This window comes from Bacillus sp. BS98 (genome assembly GCF_008432245.1).
Lineage (GTDB): Bacteria > Bacillota > Bacilli > Bacillales > Bacillaceae_G > Bacillus_A > Bacillus_A toyonensis.
The window spans coordinates 2,191,874-2,214,441 of sequence record NZ_CP043830.1; the positions used below are offsets into that span (position 1 = coordinate 2,191,874).

The 22,568-nt window shown below is 34.8% G+C and carries 19 protein-coding genes and 1 pseudogene; 14 read left to right on the forward strand and 6 right to left on the reverse strand.

Annotated elements, in window-relative coordinates; all coding sequences use genetic code 11:
- Positions 1-50: 50 nt before the first annotated feature.
- The gene (locus F0362_RS11455; RefSeq protein ID WP_000777816.1) at positions 51-257 is read right to left on the reverse strand and encodes a KTSC domain-containing protein; all 207 of its coding nucleotides are present in this window, start codon (positions 255-257) and stop codon (positions 51-53) included.
- A gap of 466 nt (positions 258-723) precedes the next feature.
- Here F0362_RS11455 and F0362_RS11460 point away from each other — a divergent pair, with 466 nt between their 5' ends.
- Complete coding sequence (locus tag F0362_RS11460) at positions 724-3,213, forward strand: transglycosylase domain-containing protein (RefSeq protein WP_149889762.1); 2,490 nt, start codon at positions 724-726, stop codon at positions 3,211-3,213.
- Between the two features lie 112 nt (positions 3,214-3,325).
- Here the strand turns inward: F0362_RS11460 and F0362_RS11465 are convergent, their stop codons facing one another.
- Positions 3,326-3,607, reverse strand: coding sequence for a hypothetical protein (locus tag F0362_RS11465; protein WP_000270098.1), 282 nt, complete (start codon positions 3,605-3,607; stop codon positions 3,326-3,328).
- Between the two features lie 237 nt (positions 3,608-3,844).
- Here F0362_RS11465 and F0362_RS11470 point away from each other — a divergent pair, with 237 nt between their 5' ends.
- The 8 genes and pseudogenes from F0362_RS11470 (at position 3,845) to F0362_RS11505 (ending at position 13,527) form a co-directional block, all read left to right on the forward strand.
- Complete coding sequence (locus F0362_RS11470; protein ID WP_000440645.1) at positions 3,845-4,999, forward strand: MFS transporter; 1,155 nt, start codon at positions 3,845-3,847, stop codon at positions 4,997-4,999.
- Between the two features lie 2 nt (positions 5,000-5,001).
- Positions 5,002-5,274 (forward strand): annotated as a pseudogene (locus F0362_RS30735) (HesB/YadR/YfhF family protein).
- A 417-nt stretch (positions 5,275-5,691) separates the two neighbouring features.
- A complete protein-coding gene (mmgD, locus tag F0362_RS11480; RefSeq protein WP_000642649.1) occupies positions 5,692-6,810 on the forward strand; it encodes a citrate synthase in 1,119 nt (372 codons plus the stop codon).
- Between the two features lie 98 nt (positions 6,811-6,908).
- Positions 6,909-8,345, forward strand: coding sequence for a 2-methylcitrate dehydratase (gene prpD, locus F0362_RS11485; protein ID WP_000598146.1), 1,437 nt, complete (start codon positions 6,909-6,911; stop codon positions 8,343-8,345).
- 18 nt (positions 8,346-8,363) lie between these two features.
- Positions 8,364-9,272 carry a methylisocitrate lyase gene (gene prpB, locus F0362_RS11490; RefSeq protein ID WP_000312644.1) on the forward strand — a complete coding sequence of 303 codons (909 nt, stop codon included), beginning with the start codon at positions 8,364-8,366 and terminating at the stop codon, positions 9,270-9,272.
- A 155-nt stretch (positions 9,273-9,427) separates the two neighbouring features.
- Positions 9,428-11,137: an acyl-CoA dehydrogenase family protein gene (locus tag F0362_RS11495; protein WP_000415977.1), complete on the forward strand. Its 1,710-nt coding sequence runs from the start codon at positions 9,428-9,430 to the stop codon at positions 11,135-11,137.
- 16 nt (positions 11,138-11,153) lie between these two features.
- On the forward strand, positions 11,154-12,044 hold the full coding sequence (locus tag F0362_RS11500) for an NAD(P)-dependent oxidoreductase (protein ID WP_000719424.1): 891 nt from the start codon (positions 11,154-11,156) through the stop codon (positions 12,042-12,044).
- Positions 12,045-12,066: 22 nt separating this feature from the next.
- Positions 12,067-13,527 (forward strand): CoA-acylating methylmalonate-semialdehyde dehydrogenase, encoded by a 1,461-nt coding sequence (locus F0362_RS11505; protein WP_000633339.1) that lies wholly within the window; start codon positions 12,067-12,069, stop codon positions 13,525-13,527.
- Between the two features lie 228 nt (positions 13,528-13,755).
- Here the strand turns inward: F0362_RS11505 and F0362_RS11510 are convergent, their stop codons facing one another.
- Positions 13,756-14,388 (reverse strand): LysE family translocator, encoded by a 633-nt coding sequence (locus F0362_RS11510; protein ID WP_000572351.1) that lies wholly within the window; start codon positions 14,386-14,388, stop codon positions 13,756-13,758.
- A gap of 149 nt (positions 14,389-14,537) precedes the next feature.
- A complete protein-coding gene (locus F0362_RS11515; RefSeq protein WP_000138562.1) occupies positions 14,538-15,590 on the reverse strand; it encodes an enoyl-CoA hydratase/isomerase family protein in 1,053 nt (350 codons plus the stop codon).
- Between the two features lie 460 nt (positions 15,591-16,050).
- Here F0362_RS11515 and F0362_RS11520 point away from each other — a divergent pair, with 460 nt between their 5' ends.
- From F0362_RS11520 to F0362_RS11535, 4 genes are all read left to right on the forward strand, one after another.
- The gene (locus F0362_RS11520; RefSeq protein ID WP_002093761.1) at positions 16,051-16,308 is read left to right on the forward strand and encodes a hypothetical protein; all 258 of its coding nucleotides are present in this window, start codon (positions 16,051-16,053) and stop codon (positions 16,306-16,308) included.
- A gap of 182 nt (positions 16,309-16,490) precedes the next feature.
- Positions 16,491-16,730: a DUF2584 domain-containing protein gene (locus F0362_RS11525; RefSeq protein ID WP_000667358.1), complete on the forward strand. Its 240-nt coding sequence runs from the start codon at positions 16,491-16,493 to the stop codon at positions 16,728-16,730.
- 15 nt (positions 16,731-16,745) lie between these two features.
- Positions 16,746-17,903, forward strand: a complete 1,158-nt coding sequence (locus tag F0362_RS11530; RefSeq protein ID WP_149889763.1) for an exonuclease SbcCD subunit D — start codon at positions 16,746-16,748, stop codon at positions 17,901-17,903.
- Complete coding sequence (locus tag F0362_RS11535) at positions 17,900-20,989, forward strand: AAA family ATPase (RefSeq protein ID WP_001247485.1); 3,090 nt, start codon at positions 17,900-17,902, stop codon at positions 20,987-20,989. Before F0362_RS11530 ends, F0362_RS11535 begins: the two co-directional genes overlap by 4 nt.
- Before the next feature lie 236 nt (positions 20,990-21,225).
- Here the strand turns inward: F0362_RS11535 and F0362_RS30520 are convergent, their stop codons facing one another.
- Positions 21,226-21,399: a hypothetical protein gene (locus F0362_RS30520; protein WP_001142745.1), complete on the reverse strand. Its 174-nt coding sequence runs from the start codon at positions 21,397-21,399 to the stop codon at positions 21,226-21,228.
- A 371-nt stretch (positions 21,400-21,770) separates the two neighbouring features.
- Between F0362_RS30520 and F0362_RS11540 the strand changes: the two genes are divergently transcribed.
- A complete protein-coding gene (locus tag F0362_RS11540; RefSeq protein ID WP_000214792.1) occupies positions 21,771-22,070 on the forward strand; it encodes an ArsR/SmtB family transcription factor in 300 nt (99 codons plus the stop codon).
- A 179-nt stretch (positions 22,071-22,249) separates the two neighbouring features.
- Here F0362_RS11540 and F0362_RS11545 read toward each other — a convergent pair whose 3' ends face one another.
- The gene (locus F0362_RS11545; RefSeq protein ID WP_000646787.1) at positions 22,250-22,435 is read right to left on the reverse strand and encodes a YkvS family protein; all 186 of its coding nucleotides are present in this window, start codon (positions 22,433-22,435) and stop codon (positions 22,250-22,252) included.
- Positions 22,436-22,568 lie beyond the last annotated feature (133 nt).

Consider the following 22,568-nt stretch of genomic DNA (forward strand, 5'->3'; position numbering starts at 1 on the left):
ATAAAAAGAAAGGGGGATTAACCTCCTTTCTTTTTATTTGGTGCTTAAGTTTAAATTTTAGTGTAGCGGAAAGAATTTTTAATGTAAGTTTTATGGTAATAACTTTTAGATTGTGCATTTAATAAACCATTGTAAATGCTTTCAGGTACATTAAAGAAATCATACATGCCATTTTTGAATTGGATTCGTAAAATCATAGAAAAGGGATTATAACCAACAGCAATCAAATTTTTTGATATAACAGGAGATAATTTCATAAGCATACAACTCCTTAATTTTATTTGTAAATTCTTTTAGAAATGAGGATTAGGTTGTTGAAATAAGAATATGTAAAGCAGCAGTAATACGGATAGCCAATATATTAAATCTTTGTTATACCTATTTATAAAGAAGTTCACACGAAGTTCATATCGATATGCTATTTTTATCTCACCTTTGATGAAATTAATAAGAAAATATTGACCATTTGAAAAAAAGGTATATTATTTATACGAGGTATTAAAATTTTATCTCTTCCATTTTATGCGTAATGGGGCAGCTTTATTTGAAGGAATAGAGGTAAAAAATAATTTGTTTAAGAGTATCTAAAATTTATAATCTGTGAATTAGGAAAATATTGAATGCTTCCGATGAACACACTTTCTAAATGTAAAGATATTTGGGAAGGTGGCCTCAATATTTTTAGTAAATCAACGGGAGAATTGAAAGGCAGGAGAAAGTAACATGTCAGAAAATTATCGTTCTCGAGAGGAGCGACGACAAGTTAAAAAGAAAAATCAGCCAGCTTCTAAAAAACAAAAACCAAAGGGTAAAACATCATTTTTCCGTAAGTTTTTAATTAGTTGTTTATTACTTGGTATTGTAGGTTTAGTGGCGGGGGTTGCTACCTTTTTTGTAATGATTAAGGATGCACCAAAACTTGAAAAAGCAAAACTTGTTAATCCGTTATCCTCAAAAATTTATGATAAAGACGGGAAGTTGGTATATGAATACGGAAAAGAAAAGCGAACCAACGTTACGTATGATCAAATCCCTAAATTAGTAGAAAATGCTTTTTTAGCTGCGGAAGATGCACGTTTTTATGAGCATAGTGGTGTGGATTTCAAAGGTACTGCTCGTGCAGTTTTAGTTAGTTTAAAAGGAGATTACGGTTCGCAAGGCGGAAGTACAATAACGCAGCAAGTTATTAAAAACTACTTCTTATCAATGGATAAAACACCAAAGCGTAAGGCGCAAGAAGTGTATTTAGCTTATAAGCTAGAACAACAGTATTCAAAACATGAAATATTAGAGATGTACTTAAACAAAATTAATTTAGGAAACCGCTCATACGGAATCGCAACAGCAGCACAAAACTACTATAAAAAAGAATTAAAAGACTTAACATTACCAGAAGTTGCGATGCTTGCAGGTTTACCGAAAGCACCAAATAATTACGACCCGTCGAAACCACAAAATATTCAAAAGGCAACAGAAAGAAGAAATGTTGTACTAAAGTTAATGAATCGACATGGTTATATTACAAAAGCAGAAATGGAAGAAGCGTCGAAAGTACCAGTAGACAAAGGTGTTGAAAAGGCAGCTGAATTACAAGCGATGCCATATCCTGCATTTATGGATGCAGTTGTGAAAGAAGTTGAAAAAGAATTACCTGATGCTAATATTGGTTCTGACGGTTTAGAAATTTATACAACATTAGACACAGAGGCACAGAAATTGGCTGATAATATTTTAAATACAAATATTATTGATTATCCAAATGAGAAATTCCAAGGGGCTTTCACATTTATGGATACGAAAACAGGTGAAGTACGTGCTATAGGTAGTGGGCGTGGTGAAAATAAGGCTGTATTTAAAGGTCATAATATGGCAACTGAATTAGATCGCTCAGCAGGTTCAACAATGAAACCGATCTTTGATTATGCTCCTGCAATTGAATATTTAAAATGGGCTACTTATCATCAAGTCGATGACTCGCCATTTAAGTATACTGGTGGTCAAGATGTCAGAAACTCAGATAGAGGGTATTTAGGACAAATTACAATGCGTGAAGCATTAAAATTATCACGTAATGTTCCAGCTATTAAAACTGCAAAAGAAGTAGGAATAACTAAATCAAAAACTTTCTCTGAAAAGTTAGGTATTACATTTAATGCACCACCGACAGAATCAACAGCGATTGGTACAAATGAAGTATCGCCAACTGAGATGGCAGGTGCGTATGCTGCATTTGGTAATGACGGTAAATATACGAAGCCGCATTTTGTTAAAAAAGTGGTTTATCCAGATGGTAAATCGAAAAGTTTTGAGCAAAAGTCAAAACGAGTGATGGAAGATTATACAGCTTATATGATTACAGATATGCTTCGTTCCGTCGTAACATCTGGTACTGGTACAGCTGCTAATATAAGTTCTTTAGATGTAGCTGGTAAAACAGGAACAACGAACTATTCTTCGGAAAAAGCAGCGCAATATAAATTACCAGACAGTGCGACTCGTGATAGCTGGTTTGCAGGATATACACCGCAGTATACGATGGCAGTATGGACTGGTTATATGAAAGATAGTAAAGACGATTATATTAGTAGTAAAAATACGAAAATTGCACAGTTGATCTTTAAAGAAATGATGAGCGAGATGGCTACTGATAAATCACAATTTAAGATGCCAAGTAGTGTTGTGAAAGAAGGTAATGAATTACGTATAAAAGGTGAGAAACGTGATTCTTCACCAAATACGAGCGTACCGAATACAACTGAACAGCCGAAACAAGATCAGCAGCAAAAAACTGAAGAAGAGAAAAAGCAAGAAGAACTTAAGAAACAGGAAGAATTAAAGAAACAAGAAGAACAAAAGAAACAAGATGACCTTAAGAAGCAACAAGAAGAACAAAAGAAACAAGATGACCTTAAGAAGCAAGAAGAACAAAAGAAAGAAAATGAACAAAATAATGGAAATGGTCAAGGAAATACAACGCCTCCAAACAACGGAGGAGGCGGGAGCACAACGCCGCCGAACAACGGAGGAGGCGGGAACACAACGCCGCCGAATAACGGAGGAGGCGGGAACACAACGCCGCCGAATAACGGAGGAGGCGGGAACACAACACCGCCGAATAACGGGGGAGGTCAAGGGAATCCAACCCCACCAGTGACAACTCCACCGAATAATGGGGGGAATGCAGGAGAAGTCCCTGCTAATACTGGCCAATAAGAAAAGTTAATAAAAAGCAATTAAAAAAGTCGAATTTCTTACATAAGGAATTCGACTTTTTTATGTTGAAAAGGGATTGGAAGTAAATATAGGAGCTATGCAATGATGCTATTTAAATGTTAAACGTACCATAGAAATTTTGAAAATAAATGGATGGAAAATGATAAAAGACTTGAGTCGGGGGTAATGGAACATAACTGGGGTTATAAAAGGTAGTGCTACTTGGGTGTGTACCGTGATGCCAAAATGAGGGAGTAACTTGACCGGGAACTTGATATTGTTGCCAAGTTGCGGGAAGTTCAATGCCAACATCAGAGCTAGCTGTATGGACGGCGGGCACATGTATTCCGGGAGTTGAAGGAACCACGGCAGTTACTCTTGATAATACCCACATAAAAATAATCACTCCTAAGTTGAGATAATAAAATAGTATATTCTCTTAACACGTATAAAGGTACAAATACATAGGACTTTCGGTTAAAGCATACGTACAAAGTCGTACGACCAATCAATGCTGAGAGTGGACTATTTAATATGAAAAGATACGTCTTTTTGCTGAGGGAAAAGAGACAGAGAAAATGTACAATGGGAGTGTTAATCGTAAATTTCACGTGTTTATGGGGGGGGGTTTATGGAACGATTATGGACGAAGTCATTTATTCAAATGTCTTTCGCAATGTTATTTTTATTTACAGGGTTTTATTTACTTGTTCCAACGCTTCCTCTATTCATTAAAGAGATTGGTGGAAATGAATCACAAGTTGGATTGATGATGGGAATGTTTACAATAGCTGCTGTTGTAATACGACCGATTATTGGAGGTATGTTAGATCAATATGGTAGAAGGTCTTTTATTATTTTCGGACTCATCCTTTTTGTGCTAACGATGTATTCCTATAATTTAGCATCGACTATAGTCCTTTTAGCAGTTTTACGCGTTATTCACGGAGTGACATGGGCCGTTTCTACAACAGCTGTTGGAACTGCGATAACTGATATTATTCCAGATTCACGCCGTGGAGAAGGTATGGGCTGGTACGGGATGGCTATGACAATTGCAATGGCAATCGGACCGATGATTGGATTATGGGTAGTACAATATTATTCATTTCATGGTCTATTCCTTTTAGCAACTCTTTTATCTTTCATGGCAGTTATATTATCGTTAATAACGAAAATGTCATTCACGCCACAAAAGGAAAAAGGGAAAATTCAACTATTTGAAAAATCCGTTTTATCAATTACGGTTGTTGTTTTCTTTTTATCATTTGCATATGGTGGCATTACAACGTTTTTACCGTTATTCGCTTCTTCAATTAATGTGAATCCTGGGATGTTCTTTCTTGTATATGCAATTGCATTAACAATTGTAAGACCGATTTCAGGTAAATTATTAGATAAATATGGAGAAGTATTCATCATACTTCCAGCACTATGTATTACTATTTTAGCTATAGTTGTATTAACGATGGCAAATGGTTTGACGGGCATCATTATTGCAGCGACATTATACGGTGTGGGATTTGGCTCAGCACAGCCAGCTTTACAAGCGGCGATGCTTACAATTGTTGATCCTAGTAAAAGAGGAGTTGCTAACGCTTCGTTTTTTACAGCATTTGATTTAGGTATCGGATTAGGTGCAATTTTACTTGGATTTGTGTCACAAATTTTTGGCTATCGTATTTTATTTACAGCAAGCTCTGTTTCAGCTGTAATAGCTTTACTTGTTTTTGGTATGTTTGTAAGACAAAAGTTAAGTGAAAAAGAATTAAGCCGAGAGGGATAAAATTGAATATTATCGTTGAAAACGAAGCTGTAAAATGGTTTAAAGAAGAATTACGAATCAATCGCAATGAATGTATTCGATTTGTCATAAGATATGGTGGAAACAGTTCAATTCAGCCCGGATATTCTTTTAGGGATTGTTTCTGAGAAACCAGATGGGGAAATAGTGTCAGTGAAGAAAGATGGTATTCTATTTTTGTAGATTTTGATGATCTTTGGTACTTTCAAAACTATGATTTAGTTGTAAGTTATCATAAAGAAACAGAAGAAATTTAATTTAATTATGTAAAATAATAACTTTATTAAAAATGAATAAGTTTTATATAAGAATTATATTTAGAGGATAGTGAAATAAATATCATATAGAAACGAGCTGTACATGTGTACAGCTCGTTTTTTCTATTTTGTAATAAAATTCGGAAAAAAGATATGTTTGATGGGATTACATGAATTATCTTTATATTTTGTTTTAAAAAGAATTGTAAAGAAGTCTGTCCTTTCTTTGAAAAATATGAAAATTATTTTCAAAAAATTGTATTGTTACATCAATAAAAGTATAGGAAACTTATCATTATAAAATAAATTGAAATCTTCTAAAAACTCTGATACATTGAAATAGAAATGTAGTTCTAAAGTATTGTAAAGGCTTACAGTTATGTGCACGAAGATCTATTAGGATTGGAGGAAATAATAATGAAAGCTGAAGAAAAATTTTCCCCGGGATTAGATGGTGTAGTAGCAGCGGAGACGAAAATCTCGTTTCTTGACACAGTAAAAGGTGAAATTGTAATTCAAGGGTATGATTTAATCGAACTCTCAAAAACAAAAGAGTATTTAGACATTGTGCACCTTTTATTAGAAGAACATCTACCGAATGAGGATGAAAAAGAAACACTTGAAAAGAAATTAAAAGAAGAATATGCAGTGCCAGAAGGGGTATTCAACGTTCTAAAGGCGTTGCCTAAAGAAACGCATCCTATGGATGGCTTGCGTACAGGTGTGTCTGCATTAGCTGGTTATGATAATGATATTGAAAATCGCTCGTTAGAAGTAAACAAAGATCGAGGTTATAAGCTTTTAAGTAAAGTACCAAATATTGTAGCAAATAGCTATCATATTTTAAATAATGAGGAGCCAATTGAGCCTCTTCAGGAATTGTCATATAGTGCGAATTTCTTCTATATGTTAACTGGTAAGAAACCGACTGAACTTGAGGAGAAGATCTTTGATCGTTCCCTTGTTTTATATAGTGAACATGAAATGCCAAACTCTACATTTACAGCGCGTGTAATTGCGTCAACACAATCAGATTTATACGGTGCTCTAACTGGTGCGGTTGCATCTTTAAAGGGAAGCTTACACGGCGGTGCGAATGAAGCTGTTATGTACATGCTTTTAGAGGCTGGCAATGTTGAGAAGTTTGAAGAGTTATTACAGAAAAAACTATATAACAAAGAAAAAATTATGGGCTTTGGACACCGTGTTTATATGAAGAAAATGGATCCAAGAGCACTTATGATGAAGGAAGCTTTAAAACAGCTATGTGATGTAAAAGGCGATTATACACTATATGAAATGTGTGAAGCTGGAGAGAAAATCATGGAGAAGGAAAAAGGCATTTATCCGAATCTTGATTATTATGCAGCACCAGTATATTGGATGCTTGGTATCCCAATTCAACTGTACACACCAATCTTCTTTAGCTCTAGAACAGTAGGACTATGTGCGCACGTTATTGAGCAACATGCAAATAATCGCTTGTTCCGTCCACGTGTAAATTATGTTGGCGAGCGACATGTACTTAGTAAATAAGAACAACTGGGGAGTTGTTAGCGCCGCCCGCCAGATGGGTGTTTGACAGACACCCATCATTAATAATAACGAATTTTCGACAGAAAGGGAAGAATAGCATGATTAAAACAAATGAAATTAAACAAAAAGATGCATTATTAGAAGAAATTACGGATTATGTATTAAATAAAGAGGTTACTAGTGCAGAAGCATTTAGTACTGCTCGCTACGTATTATTAGATACACTTGGATGCGGAATTTTAGCACTGCAATATCCAGAGTGTACGAAATTATTAGGTCCAGTTGTACCAGGAACGGTTGTGCCAAACGGTACACGTGTACCAGGAACGTCTTATGTACTAGATCCAGTAAAAGGTGCATTCAATATTGGATGTATGATCCGTTGGTTAGACTATAACGATACTTGGCTTGCAGCAGAATGGGGACATCCATCTGATAACTTAGGCGGAATTTTAGCAGTTGCAGATTATATTAGCCGTGTTCGTATTTCAGAAGGAAAAGAACCATTAAAAGTACGTGAAGTACTAGAAATGATGATTAAAGCACATGAAATTCAGGGTGTACTTGCTTTAGAAAACAGCTTAAACCGCGTTGGTCTTGACCACGTATTATATGTAAAAGTAGCAACAACTGCAGTAGTTGCGAAAATGCTTGGTGGAACACGTGAAGAAATCTTTAATGCATTATCACATGCGTGGATTGATAACTCTAGTCTTCGTACATATCGACATGCTCCAAATACTGGATCACGTAAATCATGGGCAGCAGGTGATGCGACGAGTCGCGGTGTTCATCTTGCAATGACTGCTCTAAAAGGTGAAATGGGTTATCCAACAGCATTATCTGCGCCAGGATGGGGATTCCAAGATGTATTATTTAACAAACAAGAATTAAAATTAGCTAGACCACTAGAGTCTTATGTAATGGAAAATGTATTATTTAAAGTATCATATCCAGCAGAATTCCATGCACAAACAGCTGCAGAATGTGCAGTGAAATTACATCCGGAAATTAAAGAAAGATTAGATGAAATTGATCGTATTACAATTACAACTCATGAATCAGCAATTCGTATTATCGATAAAGAAGGTCCATTAAATAACCCAGCTGATCGTGATCATTGTTTACAATACATTACGGCAATTGGTTTATTAAAAGGAGATATCGTAGCGGACGATTATGAGGATGTAGTAGCAAATGATTCACGTGTAGATGAATTACGTAATAAGATGGTTGTTGTTGAAAACAAACAGTACAGTTTAGATTATCTTGACCCGAACAAGCGCTCAATCGCCAACGCTGTTCAAGTTCATTTTAAAGATGGTACTGTAACAGAAAACGTGGAATGTGAATACCCACTTGGTCACCGTTTCCGTAGAGACGAAGCGATTCCAAAAGTTGTTCAAAAATTCACTGCAAATATGGCAGGTCATTATTCTAGTAAGCAACAAGAACAAATTCATGAAGTTTGTTTAAATGAAGAAAAACTAGAAAATATGAATGTAAACGAATTTGTAGATCTATTCTTAATTTAATAATAGGGGGAATTTAGAATGGCTTGGGTTGTGAATAAACAGTCAACACAAGAGGAGCTTGCGAATGGCTTCCGAGCTTTAGTAGAAGCAAATGAAATTTTGCAAATTCCAGGTGCTCATGATGCAATGGCCGCTCTTGTTGCAAAAAATACAGGTTTTTCAGCTCTTTATTTATCGGGAGCTGCTTACACTGCAAGTAAAGGTCTGCCAGATTTAGGTATCGTGACATCTACTGAAGTAGCTGAAAGAGCAAGAGATCTAGTTAGAGCTACAGATTTACCAGTTCTTGTTGATATTGATACAGGATTTGGTGGAGTACTAAACGTAGCGAGAACAGCTGTAGAAATGGTAGAGGCAAAAGTAGCGGCTGTTCAAATTGAAGATCAACAATTACCGAAGAAATGTGGACATTTAAATGGTAAGAAACTTGTTACGACAGAAGAATTAGTTCAAAAAATTAAAGCGATTAAAGAAGTTGCGCCAAGCTTATATATTGTTGCACGCACAGATGCTCGCGGTGTAGAAGGACTAGATGCTGCGATTGAAAGAGCGAATGCATATGTTAAAGCAGGTGCAGACGCAATTTTCCCAGAAGCGCTTCAATCGGAAGAAGAATTCCGTTTATTTACTAGCAAAGTGAATGCACCTTTACTAGCAAATATGACTGAGTTTGGGAAAACACCATATTATAGTGCTGAGGAATTTGCGAATATGGGCTTCCAAATGGTGATTTATCCAGTAACGTCGCTTCGAGTTGCTGCAAAAGCATATGAGAATGTATTCACGCTAATTAAAGAGACTGGTTCTCAAAAAGATGCACTTTCAAATATGCAAACGAGAAGCGAGCTATATGAGACAATTTCATATCATGACTTTGAAGAATTAGATACTGGAATTGCAAAAACAGTATTATCAGAAGATCAATAGATAAAACAACTAGGGCGATGAGAATACATCTTTGGCAAAATGAACTGCTTGATGTGAAAATTCATCGCCTTCTGTTTTCAATAATAAGATATTCCACTCATCGTAGACGAGCATACGCAAAAAGCAATGAAGGTCGAAATGATAGGGGGATTCAGATGGAGAAAACGAAGTTACCTTGGGATGAATTTTTTTCAATCAATAAAGATGTGAACAATACTTTCTTTACACCAGAAGATTTTTCAGGGGATGAAGACTTAATCGCAAAAACGACAGAACAATTCGTTAAACAGGAAATTATTCCACAAATTGAAAACATTGAAAAACATAACTATAAAGTTTCTCGTCAATTATTTGAGAAAGCTGGGGAACTTGGATTATTAGGCATTGAGGTACCAGAAGATTATGGCGGGTTCGAGTTAGGAAAGGCTGTCTCAGGTCTTGTAGCAGAGAAGATGGGTTACGCTGGTGCATTTAGCGTTTCTTTTAATATACACGCTGGTGTCGGTACATTGCCTTACATATATTACGGAACGAAAGAACAGAAAGAAAAATATTTACCAAAAATCGCATCGGGAGAATGGATTGGGGCTTATGCTCTAACTGAGCCAAATGCTGGTTCTGATGCATTAAGTGCAAAAACAAGCGCAATTTTGAATGAAGAGGGTACAGCTTGGAAGTTGAATGGTGAGAAGCAGTGGATTACAAATGCTCATATGGCAGATGTATACGTTGTTTTTGCGAAGACAAATAAAGGAATGACAGCGTTTATTGTCGAAAGAGCATGTGAAGGTGTATCTATTGGATTAGAAGAAAAGAAAATGGGGATTAAAGGTTCTTCAACAGCGACGCTTATTTTAGAAGATGTAGTTATCCCTGCTGAAAATGTGTTAGGGGAAGTTGGGAAAGGGCATCACGTAGCCCTTAATATTCTTAACTTCGCTAGACTAAAACTTGCTTTTGGAAATATTGGAACAGCAAAACAAGCAATCGGTTTGTCAGTTCAATATGGAAAAGAGCGAAAACAGTTCCAAACGGAATTAGTAGACTTTACGATGATACAAGAGAAAATTGCAAATATGATCATTACAACATATGGAGCAGAAAGTGCAGCTTATCGTACAGCAGGTGTAATTGATGACGCAATTCATGAGAGTGATGAGGACCTTATGAAAAAAATGTCCCAATTTGCAATTGAATGTGCACTGAATAAAGTGAACGCTTCTGAAACACTTGCTTATATCGTAGATGAAGCTGTACAAATTCATGGCGGTTACGGTTATATGCAAGAATACGAAGTAGAACGATTATATCGTGATGCTAGAATTAGTCGTATTTTTGAAGGAACAAATGAAATTAATAGATTAACAGTTGCCAAAATGTTAATGAAGCAAATCGAACAAATAGAAGATACTGAAGTAGAAATTGATATAGCAACTGTAGAAAGAAACCATCGTTACATTTTATTAGCGAAAAAATTGTTGAAACAATCTTTGAAAACGCTCTCTAAAACTCCAGGATTAAAAATTGATCAAGAGCAAGAATATTCACGTGTATTATCAAATATGTTGACGGACGTGTACGTCATGGAATCAGCATTTTTACGTACGAGTAAAGCAATTAATAAAAATGGTGAAGAAAAAGAGCGTACAAAACAAATGATAACGGATGTTATTTGTGAGGAAGGCTATCGTAAAGTAGAAGAAGCGGCGATTTCTATACTTTCAGCGGCTGTCACAGAAGAACAAGATAGACACGTAATGTTAGCTGAAATCCGTCAATTATTAGTGCCTTTATACACGAACGTATTTACGAAAAAGAGAGAAATTGCGAAAGCTATTATAAATCGTGGGAAATATATTGTGTAAATAGGAGGAAAGCGATATGAAAAAGATTGGTTTTATCGGTTTAGGTAACATGGGCCTTCCGATGTCTAAAAATTTAGTTAAATCAAGTTACACAGTATATGGTGTGGACTTAAATAAAGAGGCTGAAGCTTCCTTTGAAAAAGAAGGAGGAATTATCGGCTTATCAATCTCAAAATTAGCAGAGACATGCGATGTGATTTTTACAAGTTTACCTTCACCTCGTGCTGTTGAAGCAGTATATTTTGGGGAAGAAGGATTATTTGAAAATAGCCACTCGAATGTCGTATTAATTGATACAAGTACTGTATCTCCACAATTAAACAAACAGTTAGAGGAGTCGGCGAAAGAAAAGAAAGTAGACTTTTTAGCCGCACCAGTTAGCGGTGGGGTAATTGGTGCAGAAAATCGTACATTAACGTTTATGGTAGGTGGATCAAAAGACGTATATGATAAAACTGAATCTATCATGGAAGTGTTAGGAGCAAATATTTTCCACGTAAGCGAGCAAATTGATAGTGGTACGACTGTTAAATTAATTAACAATCTATTAATTGGTTTCTATACAGCTGGTGTGAGTGAAGCTTTAACATTAGCGAAAAAGAGTAATATGGATTTAGATAAAATGTTTAATATTTTAAATGTAAGTTACGGTCAAAGTAGAATTTATGAGCGCAATTATAAAAGTTTCATTGCAGCAGAAAACTATGAGCCAGGATTTACTGTAAATCTATTAAAAAAAGATTTAGGCTTTGCAGTTGATTTAGCTAAGGAAAGTGAACTTCACTTACCTGTAAGTGAAATGTTATTAAATGTATATGAAGAAGCGAGTGAGGCAGGATATGGTGAAAACGATATGGCTGCTTTATATAAGAAAGTTAGCGAACAATTAATTTCTAATCAAAAATAAATCATAAAAAGGAGAGAATACAATGATTACAACTGAAATTAAACGAGTAAAAAATCATATTAATGGCGAGTGGGTAGAATCTACTGGTACAGAAGTAGAAGCGGTTCCGAATCCAGCGACTGGAAAAATCATTGCTTACGTTCCACTTTCTCCAAAAGAAGACGTTGAAAAGGCTGTTGAAGCGGCAAAAGCGGCATTTGAAACATGGTCTAAAGTACCAGTTCCGAATCGTTCAAGAAATCTATATAAATATTTACAGCTATTACAAGAAAATAAAGATGAGCTTGCAAAAATCATTACGCTAGAAAATGGTAAAACGCTAACAGATGCAACAGGTGAAGTACAACGTGGTATTGAAGCGGTAGAACTTGCAACATCAGCTCCAAATTTAATGATGGGACAAGCTCTTCCTAATATCGCAAGCGGAATTGATGGATCGATCTGGCGCTATCCAATTGGAGTTGTTGCGGGTATTACACCGTTTAACTTCCCAATGATGATTCCATTATGGATGTTCCCACTTGCAATTGCTTGCGGTAATACGTTCGTATTAAAAACATCTGAGAGAACGCCACTTTTAGCAGAGCGACTTGTAGAGTTATTCTATGAAGCTGGTTTTCCAAAAGGGGTATTAAATTTAGTACAAGGCGGAAAAGATGTTGTAAATAGCATTTTAGAAAATAAAGATATTCAAGCTGTTTCGTTCGTTGGTTCTGAGCCGGTAGCTCGTTACGTATATGAAACAGGTACGAAACATGGAAAACGTGTACAAGCGTTAGCAGGTGCGAAAAATCATGCGATTGTAATGCCAGATTGCAATCTTGAAAAAACGGTACAAGGTGTAATTGGATCTGCGTTTGCAAGTAGTGGAGAGCGCTGCATGGCATGTTCAGTAGTAGCAGTAGTAGATGAAATTGCTGATGAATTTATCGACGTACTAGTAGCAGAGACGAAAAAACTAAAAGTAGGTGACGGTTTCAACGAAGATAATTACGTTGGACCATTAATCCGTGAATCGCATAAAGAGCGTGTTTTAGGCTATATTAATAGCGGTGTAGCAGATGGAGCAACTTTATTAGTAGATGGTCGTAAAATTAATGAAGAAGTTGGAGAAGGTTACTTCGTTGGAGCAACAATCTTTGATGGCGTAAACCAAGAAATGAAAATTTGGCAAGATGAAATTTTCGCTCCAGTATTAAGTATTGTGAGAGTGAAAGATTTAGAAGAAGGTATTAAATTAACAAATCAATCTAAATTTGCGAATGGTGCTGTTATTTACACTTCAAATGGGAAGCATGCACAAACATTCCGTGATAACATCGATGCTGGTATGATCGGTGTAAACGTAAATGTTCCTGCACCAATGGCATTCTTCGCATTTGCAGGAAATAAAGCTTCCTTCTTTGGTGATTTAGGTACAAATGGTACAGATGGCGTTCAATTCTATACACGTAAAAAGGTTGTAACGGAGCGCTGGTTTTAATAAAGAGTAGACTGCCAGATTAGTTGTTAAATGCGAAAAACACCACTATTAATAGTGGTGTTTTTCGCATTTATCCCGCTATTAGCGAGCAGTAAAACTCCCATCTCCAAATTCGGCTAGAGCAAAAAAGTTAAGTGGAAGCCCTGTGCAGTCCGTAAACGCCCGATTGGTGAAGGCTAATAATTGGCGGGGGATGAACAAAACCCCATTGATTAAAGTTTCACTTTATTAATTATTTTTTTCTAATGCTAGTTTAATACCAAATCCAATTAAAACGATTCCTGTTAGCCCTTGAATATAACGTTGCGTCTTCGGTTTCTTCATAAAAGCACTAATTTTATCAATTAAAAATATATAAAAGGCAAACCAAATGATTGTTAAAACGAGATAAGTAAGACCCATTACGAGAAGCTGAATAAATGTATTATGACTTGGATTTAAAAATTGTGGTAAAAAAGTTAAAAAGAAGACTGCAATTTTAGGGTTTAATAAATTCGTAAGAAACCCTTGGCGAAAACAAGAAGTATGTTCTTTATCATTATTTATAGATACATCATTTGTATTTACACCTTCTTTGTTTTTCACTGCTAATAGGGCTTTAATACCAATATAGATTAAATAAAGGGCCCCAACATATTTGAAAATAGAAAATAAAAGAGCTGACTTTACAATAAGTGCGGAAAGACCAATTACAGCAGCTAAAGTATGAATCAAAAGTGCTACACATGTACCGAATACTGTTTTAACACCGCCCATTTTACCAGCAACTAATGTGTTCTTCGTAGCCATCGCTGTATCAGGTCCAGGTAAAATGATTAGACAAATAGACATAATGATGAAAAGAAGATAATTTTCTATCATATTCGTCCTCCTTCTTTATTTTTAGAAAATTTGATTAAAATTAGTTTAGCACAAAATTTGATTTAATAAAATTAAATTTTGTTAAAAAATATTAAATAAGAAGAGGCTATATTCGTAGTGGTGAATACACTACAAATATAGCCTCACTGTTAGGCATTAAGTAAGTTAAAGAAACGATTTACGTCGTCTTCTGAAACATCGCTTACCTGTTTATATTTATAATTCGGATTTTGGTCTTTATCAACGACAACGGAGCGTACGCCCTCGAAGAAATCTTCATGTCTCATGAAATTTTTAGCAAGTATAAGATCTGTAGCGAAACATTCTTCAACAGATTTTCCTTTGCCATCTAATAGTTGTTTTAAAGTTACTTTTAATGAAATTGGAGATTTTGATAATAATATTTGTTTCGTTTGTAAAGCGAATTCGCTATCTCCTTTTTCTAATGAGTCGATAATTTCTTCAATCGTTTCTAAGGCAAAGTGTGTATTAATTTCCTCTAATGAAGCAGCAAGTTTGCTTTCTAAGTCAGGAGTAGATGTAAAGGTTTGAAGAACTGCTTTTAAATGAGTATGTACATCTTCAGTATGCCAATTTACGTTGTCAAGTTCGGCTAGAAAAGCTGGTAATGAATCAGACGTCATAAAGTAATCAGCAGCATGAATAAATAATACGTCAGAAGCTTTTAAAATAGATGCTGTTAAAGCAACGTAATATCCTGTATATCCAGGTGCTTTATTTAAGAAATATGCGGCGCCGACGTCTGGAAAGAAGCCGATGTTCATCTCAGGCATCGCCCATTTTGTGCGCTCCGTCACAATACGATACTTCGCACCATTTGTAAGTCCGACACCACCACCCATTACAATTCCATCTAAACAAGCGATAATCGGTTTTTTATATTGATAAATATATGTATCAATTTCATACTCTTCTTCAAAAAAACGTTCTGCATGCTGTAAAGCAACTTCGTTTGAACGTGCTTCGTAAAGAGTTTTAATGTCACCGCCTGCGCAAAAACCTTTCGTTCCGGCTCCCTTTAATACGATAATTGCAATGCGCTCATCGTTCTCCCATTCTTTAAGTTTTTGCCCAATTGGTTGTAACATATCATAAGATAAAGAGTTAAGTGCTTTTGGGCGGTTTAAAGTAATTGATGCAACGCCGTTTTCACTAACAGAAAATAAAACGTTTTCAGTCATGATTCATCCTCCCTTATATATCTTCTTATTCTTAATTCTTGATACGTATTGAAATGTCCTGTATAAATTTTGTCTAAAGTTGACGGTAAGTGTTATTTTATTCCGCTATTTGTGGATAAGAAGGCCCACACCTTGAAATTCGACGCATACGAGAAAGTTAGGTAGAAGAGAATGGCTGTTAAAAGTTTGATAGGTACGAGCGATAGGCAATGGGAGTTTTGTTCATACCTATTAATTCATGCTTCACTTTATTCAACGCATATTTTGCCGAGTTATCTTTGCAGGATTTTGAATATTGAAGATGAATAATACATTATTAATGTAAGTGATATTATTTGAAATTATTATGGCAAAAGCGCTATTATAAATGTGTAAAATGTAAAAAATTTCTTGAAAACAGATGGTTTAAATGATAAAGAATGTTTACATGGAATTAGAAATAGAGAAAGGAGAAATCGGAATGCCAGGACCTTTATTATTGTCGGTTATTATCTTGTCATCATTAATGATAGGGATTACTCAGTTTTTTCATCATACAGATACGACAGAAGAAGTAAAGGATAAAGTTCGTCTCGTATTTCCGATTTTTATCGTATCTATTTCCTTATGTTTTCTATTAAATAAAGATGGGTATATTGTGGTGGTTTTTTCATTTTTCGTAGCGAGCGTTTTAATAACGATTTTATATTATGTAATGAAAGATTATATGCAAAAATAAAAATGTCTATTTAGACATTTTTATTTTTGCATAGCATTAAATTTCACATACCGTAATTTTAATAAAAACATAAAACATATAGCAACAGAAAAGTGTGTACTTTACCGTGTATGTACTTGTCAATCTTGCATAGCCACTATACTATTAAAATGTAGAGATTATAAGAAGGGGTTGTATCTATTATGAAATTTGAGATGCACACAAAAATAGTTTCAAATGAAAAAGAAGTAAGATTACATATGGAAGAAAACATATTTCAATTAAACTTGAATGGTTATCATTTATTTGCAGTTCAAGAAATATTACCTTTATATAAATCAAATGAAGAAAGAATTGGTAGTGCGATTATACAAAAGTTAGAGTGGGAGAACGGAAAAACTACAGTAAACTATCAACTCGTATCACTAAACTCAGTAAATTAAAAGGAGAAGGAAATTATGAAGTTATTTCATACAGCGGATTGGCATTTAGGCAAGCTTGTTCATGGCGTGTATATGACTGAAGATCAAAAGATTGTATTAGATCAGTTTGTACAAGCTATTGAAGAAGAAAAACCAGATGCCGTAATTATTGCAGGGGACTTATATGACCGAGCAATTCCACCTACGGAAGCAGTAGACTTATTAAATGATGTATTACAAAAAATAGTGATTGATTTACAAACACCAGTTATCGCAGTTGCAGGAAACCATGATAGTCCAGATCGTATACATTTCGGTAGTAGTTTAATGAAGAAACAAGGATTATTTATTGTGGGGCAATTTCAATTTCCATATGAACCCATTGTATTAAATGATGAATATGGCGAGGTTCACTTCCATCTAGTTCCCTATGCGGATCCAAGCATAGTTAGACATGTATTGAAAAACGAAGACGTCCGATCTCATGATGATGCGATGCGTATTTTTATGAATGAACTTTCTGAAACGATGGATAAAGAAGTAAGACATGTATTTGTAGGTCATGCATTTGTAACTTCTGCGGGAGAAGCGGAGGAGAATACAAGTGATGCAGAACGTCCGCTTTCAATTGGTGGTGCTGAATACGTAAATAGTCATTATTTTGATAAATTTCATTACACAGCGCTTGGACATTTACATCAAGCGCATTTCGTACGTAATGAGAAAATTCGATATTCAGGTTCGCCACTTGCATATTCTATTTCTGAAGAAAAACATAAAAAAGGATATTATATCGTGGAACTGGACGAAAAGGGTGAAACAACAATTGAAAAAAGATTACTTACACCACGTCGTAAAATGCGAACAGTAGAAGCGAAAATAGATGAATTATTACAACATCCGGTAAGTGAAGATTACGTGTTTGTAAAACTATTAGATGAAAATCCTGTTTTGCAGCCAATGGAAAAAATACGCTCTGTATATCCAAATGCAATGCATGTTGAAAGGTCTATTCAAAGGCGAGAGTTCACAGAGTCAAATGAAGTAACTGTTTCAAGACATAAAACGGATGATGTATCTCTTTTAAAAGCTTTTTATAAAGAAATGAAAGGCTTAGATTTATCAGAAGAGAAAGAACGTCTATTTGTAGAAGTATTACAAACAGTGCAAGAACGGGAAGGTGAACGAGGATGAGACCGATTCAGCTAATTATGACAGCATTTGGGCCATATAAACAGACAGAAGTAATCAATTTTGATGATCTTGGAGAGCATCGTATCTTCGCCATTTCTGGAAATACGGGAGCTGGAAAAACAACGATTTTTGATGCGATTTGTTACGTATTATATGGTGAAGCTAGTGGGGAAGAACGTAGTGATACGAGCATGCTTCGAAGTCAGTTTGCTGATGATAATGTTTATACAAGTGTAGAACTAACTTTTCAGTTAAAAGGGAAGCGCTATGAAATAAAACGGCAACTTGGCCATAAAAAACAAGGGAATAAGACGATTACAGGACATGCAGTAGAATTATATGACGTTATGGATGGAGAAAAAATTCCAGCTGTTGATCGTTTTCATGTAACAGATGTAAACAAAAAAGTGGAAGATTTAATTGGGTTAAGTAAACATCAATTTAGTCAAATTGTTATGTTACCACAAGGAGAATTCCGAAAACTATTAACATCTGAGACAGAAAACAAAGAAGAGATTTTACGTCGTATTTTTAAAACAGATCGTTATAAATTAATGCGTGAATTACTTGATCAAAAACGAAAACAATGGAAAGACGTTCTGCAAGAAAAACAAAAAGAGCGAGAGTTACATTTCCGCAATGTATTTAAACTACCAATTCGAGATGGAGCATTATTAGAGACATTAGTGGAACAAGAACATGTAAATACGCATCAAGTAGTAGAGGCGTTAGAGCAAGAAACAACGGCATATAAGACAGAGGTTGCGCAATTACAACTAGAACAAGATGCTCGAACAAAGCAATTAAAAGAAGCTGAAACACGTTTTCATGCAGCAAAATCTGTAAATGAGAAATTTACAGATTTACAACAAAAGAATGAGAGATACAACACTTTACAAGAAAACCGTGCAGTCATTGAAAGGAAAGAAACATCTTTTAGACGTGCGGAACAAGCAAAGCATTTATTACCATTTGAGCAATGGCACGAGGAAGCAATGCAAAATGAACAGAAGGCTGAAAGTTTATTAAAGCAGATTATCGTAAAAAAAGAGAATATAATAACCAGTTTTACACTTGCACAGCAGAAATACGAAGTAGAAAAAAATAAAGAACTTGAACGAGAAGATGCTAAAAAACTTGTTCAAAGATTAGAAGAATTACAATCAATTATTGCATCATTAGCTGAAAAAAAGTTGAATTTACAAAACGCTGAAATTCAACTAGGAAGATTAAAAGAAAGTATGCAAAAGCTCGATCAACTACTAGAAGAGCATACAAATCAAAAACAGAGAATGTCTGGTGAATTACAGCAATTGGAACAAGCACTTGAGCAGTATGTAGCGAAAGTAGAAGAACTAACGAACATGCGAGAAGATGCAAAAGTTTTAAAGCAAGCATATGACGTTTGGCAAGAGAAACAAAAATTCGAGCAAGAAAAAGAAGCAGCATATACTAAGATGCAAGAGGCAGTTCGTGCATATGAAAATATGGAACGCCGCTGGCTAAGCGAACAAGCAGGCATATTAGCACTTCATTTACATGATGGTGAATCTTGTCCAGTTTGTGGTAGTACGAATCATCCGAAAAAAGCGACAGAGCAAAGTAATGCGATCGATGAAAAAGAGTTAAACGATTTAAGAGACAAGAAAAATGTTGCTGAAAAATTACATGTTCAAGTAGAGGAGAAATGGAATTTCTATCGACTACAATATGAACAGGTGATCGAAGAAGTCATGAAACGAGGGTATCACTCAGATGAATTAGTTGAAACGTACAGTGCACTCGTTCAAAAAGGAAAACAATTAGCGGCAGAAGTTAATACGTTAAAAGAAAGCGAAGAAACGCGTAAGCAAATTGCTGTGAATATAAAAAGTGTAGAAGAAAAAGTAGATGAACTTCAGAAACAAAAGCGTGAAGCAGAAACATTGCAGCACCGTACAGAAATGGAGTGCATGCAACTTCGTACGTCATATGAACATGATAAACAAAATATTCCAGATAACTTACAAACAGTACAAGCTTGGAAAGCACAGTTTGACCAAGCAATGCAACAACTTAGGTTAATGGAAGACGAATGGAAGAAAGTGCAAGAAGCATATCAACATTGGCAAAATGAAAATATACGTATTCAAGCAGAACATGAAGGTGCATCTAATCAATTTGAAAGTGCAAAATTGAAGAAAGAAGAGACTCTCGCGCGCTTTATGAAAGAACTAGAGCAGAGGGGATTTATAGATCAGCTAACGTATAAAGAAGCTAAGTTAAATGATGCTGAGATGGAGATGTTACAAAAAGAAATTCAAAGTTACTATTCATCTCTTGAAGTACTTGCAAAACAAATTGAAGAGTTACATGCTGAATTAAAAGATAAAGAGTTTATGGATATTACATCGTTAGGTGAGTATATAAAAGAATTAGAGATCAATCTCGATATAAGTAAAGAAAAACGACAACGTGCGCAAAACGCTGTAACATATATTTCTGATTTACATGAAAGTATTAGACGTATTGATGAACAAATTCATGAGGAAGAAAAAGCTTTCCAAGAACTAGTTGATTTATATGAAGTAATGAAAGGCGATAACGAAAGTCGCATATCATTCGAGCGTTACATCTTAATTGAGTATTTAGAACAAATTGTTCAAATTGCAAACGAACGATTACGAAAATTATCAAATGGGCAATTTTATTTAAAAAGAAGTGAGCGAGTTGAAAAAAGAAACCGTCAAAGTGGATTAGGTTTAGATGTGTACGATGCATACACCGGCCAAACACGTGATGTGAAAACATTATCTGGCGGTGAGAAGTTTAACGCATCGCTTTGCTTGGCGCTTGGAATGGCAGACGTCATTCAAGCGTATGAAGGTGGTATTTCCATTGAAACGATGTTTATCGATGAAGGTTTCGGTTCATTAGATGAGGAATCATTAACGAAAGCAGTAGACGCTTTAATTGACTTACAAAAATCAGGCCGATTTATCGGTGTTATTTCACACGTTCAAGAGTTGAAAAACGCAATGCCAGCTGTATTAGAAGTAACAAAGCAGAAGGATGGGTGTAGTCAGACTCGGTTTGTGGTGAAGTAAGTTCAATTTTAGTTCATGCTAAAAGATTTAATCACGCTTTTCTCGAATTGTTTCATAAATTTATTATGTAAGTAATAGTTTATATTTTAAAATGTTTTATTTACATTTAAATTTAAATAAAAGTATGTAAGCTGGTTCTAATCGTTATTAAATGTAGAACTTATGAAAAATCAAAGGCCGTCTCTTTTTTTAGAGACGGCCTTTGTATGTTTGTTATTCAAAATTTGATAACTCACCTATGAATTATCAGAAGAAGGCGGTGTATTTTCCAAACGATTATAAGCTTTAAAAGCTACGATTGCCGATATAACACCACCTACTAAAAATAGAGTTGATCCACCAACTAAAATGATACGACTGACATATGTCTCACGTGCTTCTTCAATTTCTTCTTGTAACATTGTAGGCATATGGAATCCTCCTTTGCCAAATTGTTTTGTAAATAGTATATACAAACGCCTAAAATGTGTTAAGATTACTGGATAGTTTTATGCGGAAGATACAAAATGCATAAAACTATCCAGCACGTAGTAGGATGCAAGTCATTAAATAAATCTTCATCATAAATTTATGCTAACTTCACATAGAGCACATATTAACATTGTATTATGTATATGTACCAAATAAATAAATGAATAAATAAAAAAAGTGAATAATTGTAAGTTCTATTTTTGAAAATTTGAGATCCTATTATTTCTATATAAAGGTCTTGAGCGGGAGTATTGAATTTTGTAGAAATGGATCTTAATAAAAAGGAATTCATATAAAAGGGGAATGTCTTATGACAACATATACGAGTGAAATGAAAAAAAGTGTAGTTTCAGAAGAGGATGTAGATATTTTAAAAATTATGGCGCATCCAATCCGATTACAAATTGTAAATGAATTAAGTACTAGAAAAACTTGTAATGTAACACAATTAACAGAATTGTTGAATATTCCACAATCGACTGTTTCGCAACATTTATCAAAAATGAAAGGTAAAGTGTTACGAGCTGAGCGAAAGGGTTTAGAAATTTATTATCACATTAATAATTTAAAAGCGAGTAAGATTGTTAATGTTTTAGGATATATAAACTAATGAAGTATTATGATATAAAATAGCCTCTGCTGGTGAGCAGAGGCTATTTTGTGTTGTTTTATCCCGCATTAACGGGCAATGAAACTTCCACCTCAAAATTTAGCTTGAGCAAAGAAATTAGGATGGGAGATAAACTGCCCGTTAATGCCCGATTGGTGAGGGTTGATTAAAGTTTTACTTTATGTATTTGCATTTAAAATTTTATAGTTTTTATGATTTACTATCGTTCGATCAAATTCAAAAGTACCACCGCTTACATCTGTAATTTCAACTAAGACCGATTCAGTATATAGTTTTAGTACAGACCCTGTAATCTTTAAATTATTTCGTTGAAAAAGTATAGTATCCCCTACGTTTGCTTTCATAGTACCTCCTTATAAAAGACAGAAATATTTGTTTATTACATATATTAAACCACGGATAGTTATATTAGTGAATATTTAGTTTTGTTTATCAATGAAAAATTTTTTATTTAATAAAAAAGTATAGAGTGCTCCT

Coding starts and splice junctions, on each gene's coding strand:
- F0362_RS11545 (WP_000646787.1), bottom strand. CDS start 22,435: ATGAAAGCAAACGTAGGGGATACTATACTTTTTCAACGAAATAATTTA.
- F0362_RS11465 (WP_000270098.1), bottom strand. CDS start 3,607: ATGTGGGTATTATCAAGAGTAACTGCCGTGGTTCCTTCAACTCCCGGA.
- F0362_RS11495 (WP_000415977.1), top strand. CDS start 9,428: ATGGAGAAAACGAAGTTACCTTGGGATGAATTTTTTTCAATCAATAAA.
- F0362_RS11530 (WP_149889763.1), top strand. CDS start 16,746: ATGAAGTTATTTCATACAGCGGATTGGCATTTAGGCAAGCTTGTTCAT.
- F0362_RS11540 (WP_000214792.1), top strand. CDS start 21,771: ATGACAACATATACGAGTGAAATGAAAAAAAGTGTAGTTTCAGAAGAG.
- F0362_RS11535 (WP_001247485.1), top strand. CDS start 17,900: ATGAGACCGATTCAGCTAATTATGACAGCATTTGGGCCATATAAACAG.
- F0362_RS11510 (WP_000572351.1), bottom strand. CDS start 14,388: ATGATAGAAAATTATCTTCTTTTCATCATTATGTCTATTTGTCTAATC.
- prpD (WP_000598146.1), top strand. CDS start 6,909: ATGATTAAAACAAATGAAATTAAACAAAAAGATGCATTATTAGAAGAA.
- F0362_RS11455 (WP_000777816.1), bottom strand. CDS start 257: ATGAAATTATCTCCTGTTATATCAAAAAATTTGATTGCTGTTGGTTAT.
- F0362_RS11505 (WP_000633339.1), top strand. CDS start 12,067: ATGATTACAACTGAAATTAAACGAGTAAAAAATCATATTAATGGCGAG.
- F0362_RS30520 (WP_001142745.1), bottom strand. CDS start 21,399: ATGCCTACAATGTTACAAGAAGAAATTGAAGAAGCACGTGAGACATAT.
- mmgD (WP_000642649.1), top strand. CDS start 5,692: ATGAAAGCTGAAGAAAAATTTTCCCCGGGATTAGATGGTGTAGTAGCA.
- F0362_RS11470 (WP_000440645.1), top strand. CDS start 3,845: ATGGAACGATTATGGACGAAGTCATTTATTCAAATGTCTTTCGCAATG.
- F0362_RS11520 (WP_002093761.1), top strand. CDS start 16,051: ATGCCAGGACCTTTATTATTGTCGGTTATTATCTTGTCATCATTAATG.
- F0362_RS11515 (WP_000138562.1), bottom strand. CDS start 15,590: ATGACTGAAAACGTTTTATTTTCTGTTAGTGAAAACGGCGTTGCATCA.
- F0362_RS11500 (WP_000719424.1), top strand. CDS start 11,154: ATGAAAAAGATTGGTTTTATCGGTTTAGGTAACATGGGCCTTCCGATG.
- F0362_RS11525 (WP_000667358.1), top strand. CDS start 16,491: ATGAAATTTGAGATGCACACAAAAATAGTTTCAAATGAAAAAGAAGTA.
- prpB (WP_000312644.1), top strand. CDS start 8,364: ATGGCTTGGGTTGTGAATAAACAGTCAACACAAGAGGAGCTTGCGAAT.
- F0362_RS11460 (WP_149889762.1), top strand. CDS start 724: ATGTCAGAAAATTATCGTTCTCGAGAGGAGCGACGACAAGTTAAAAAG.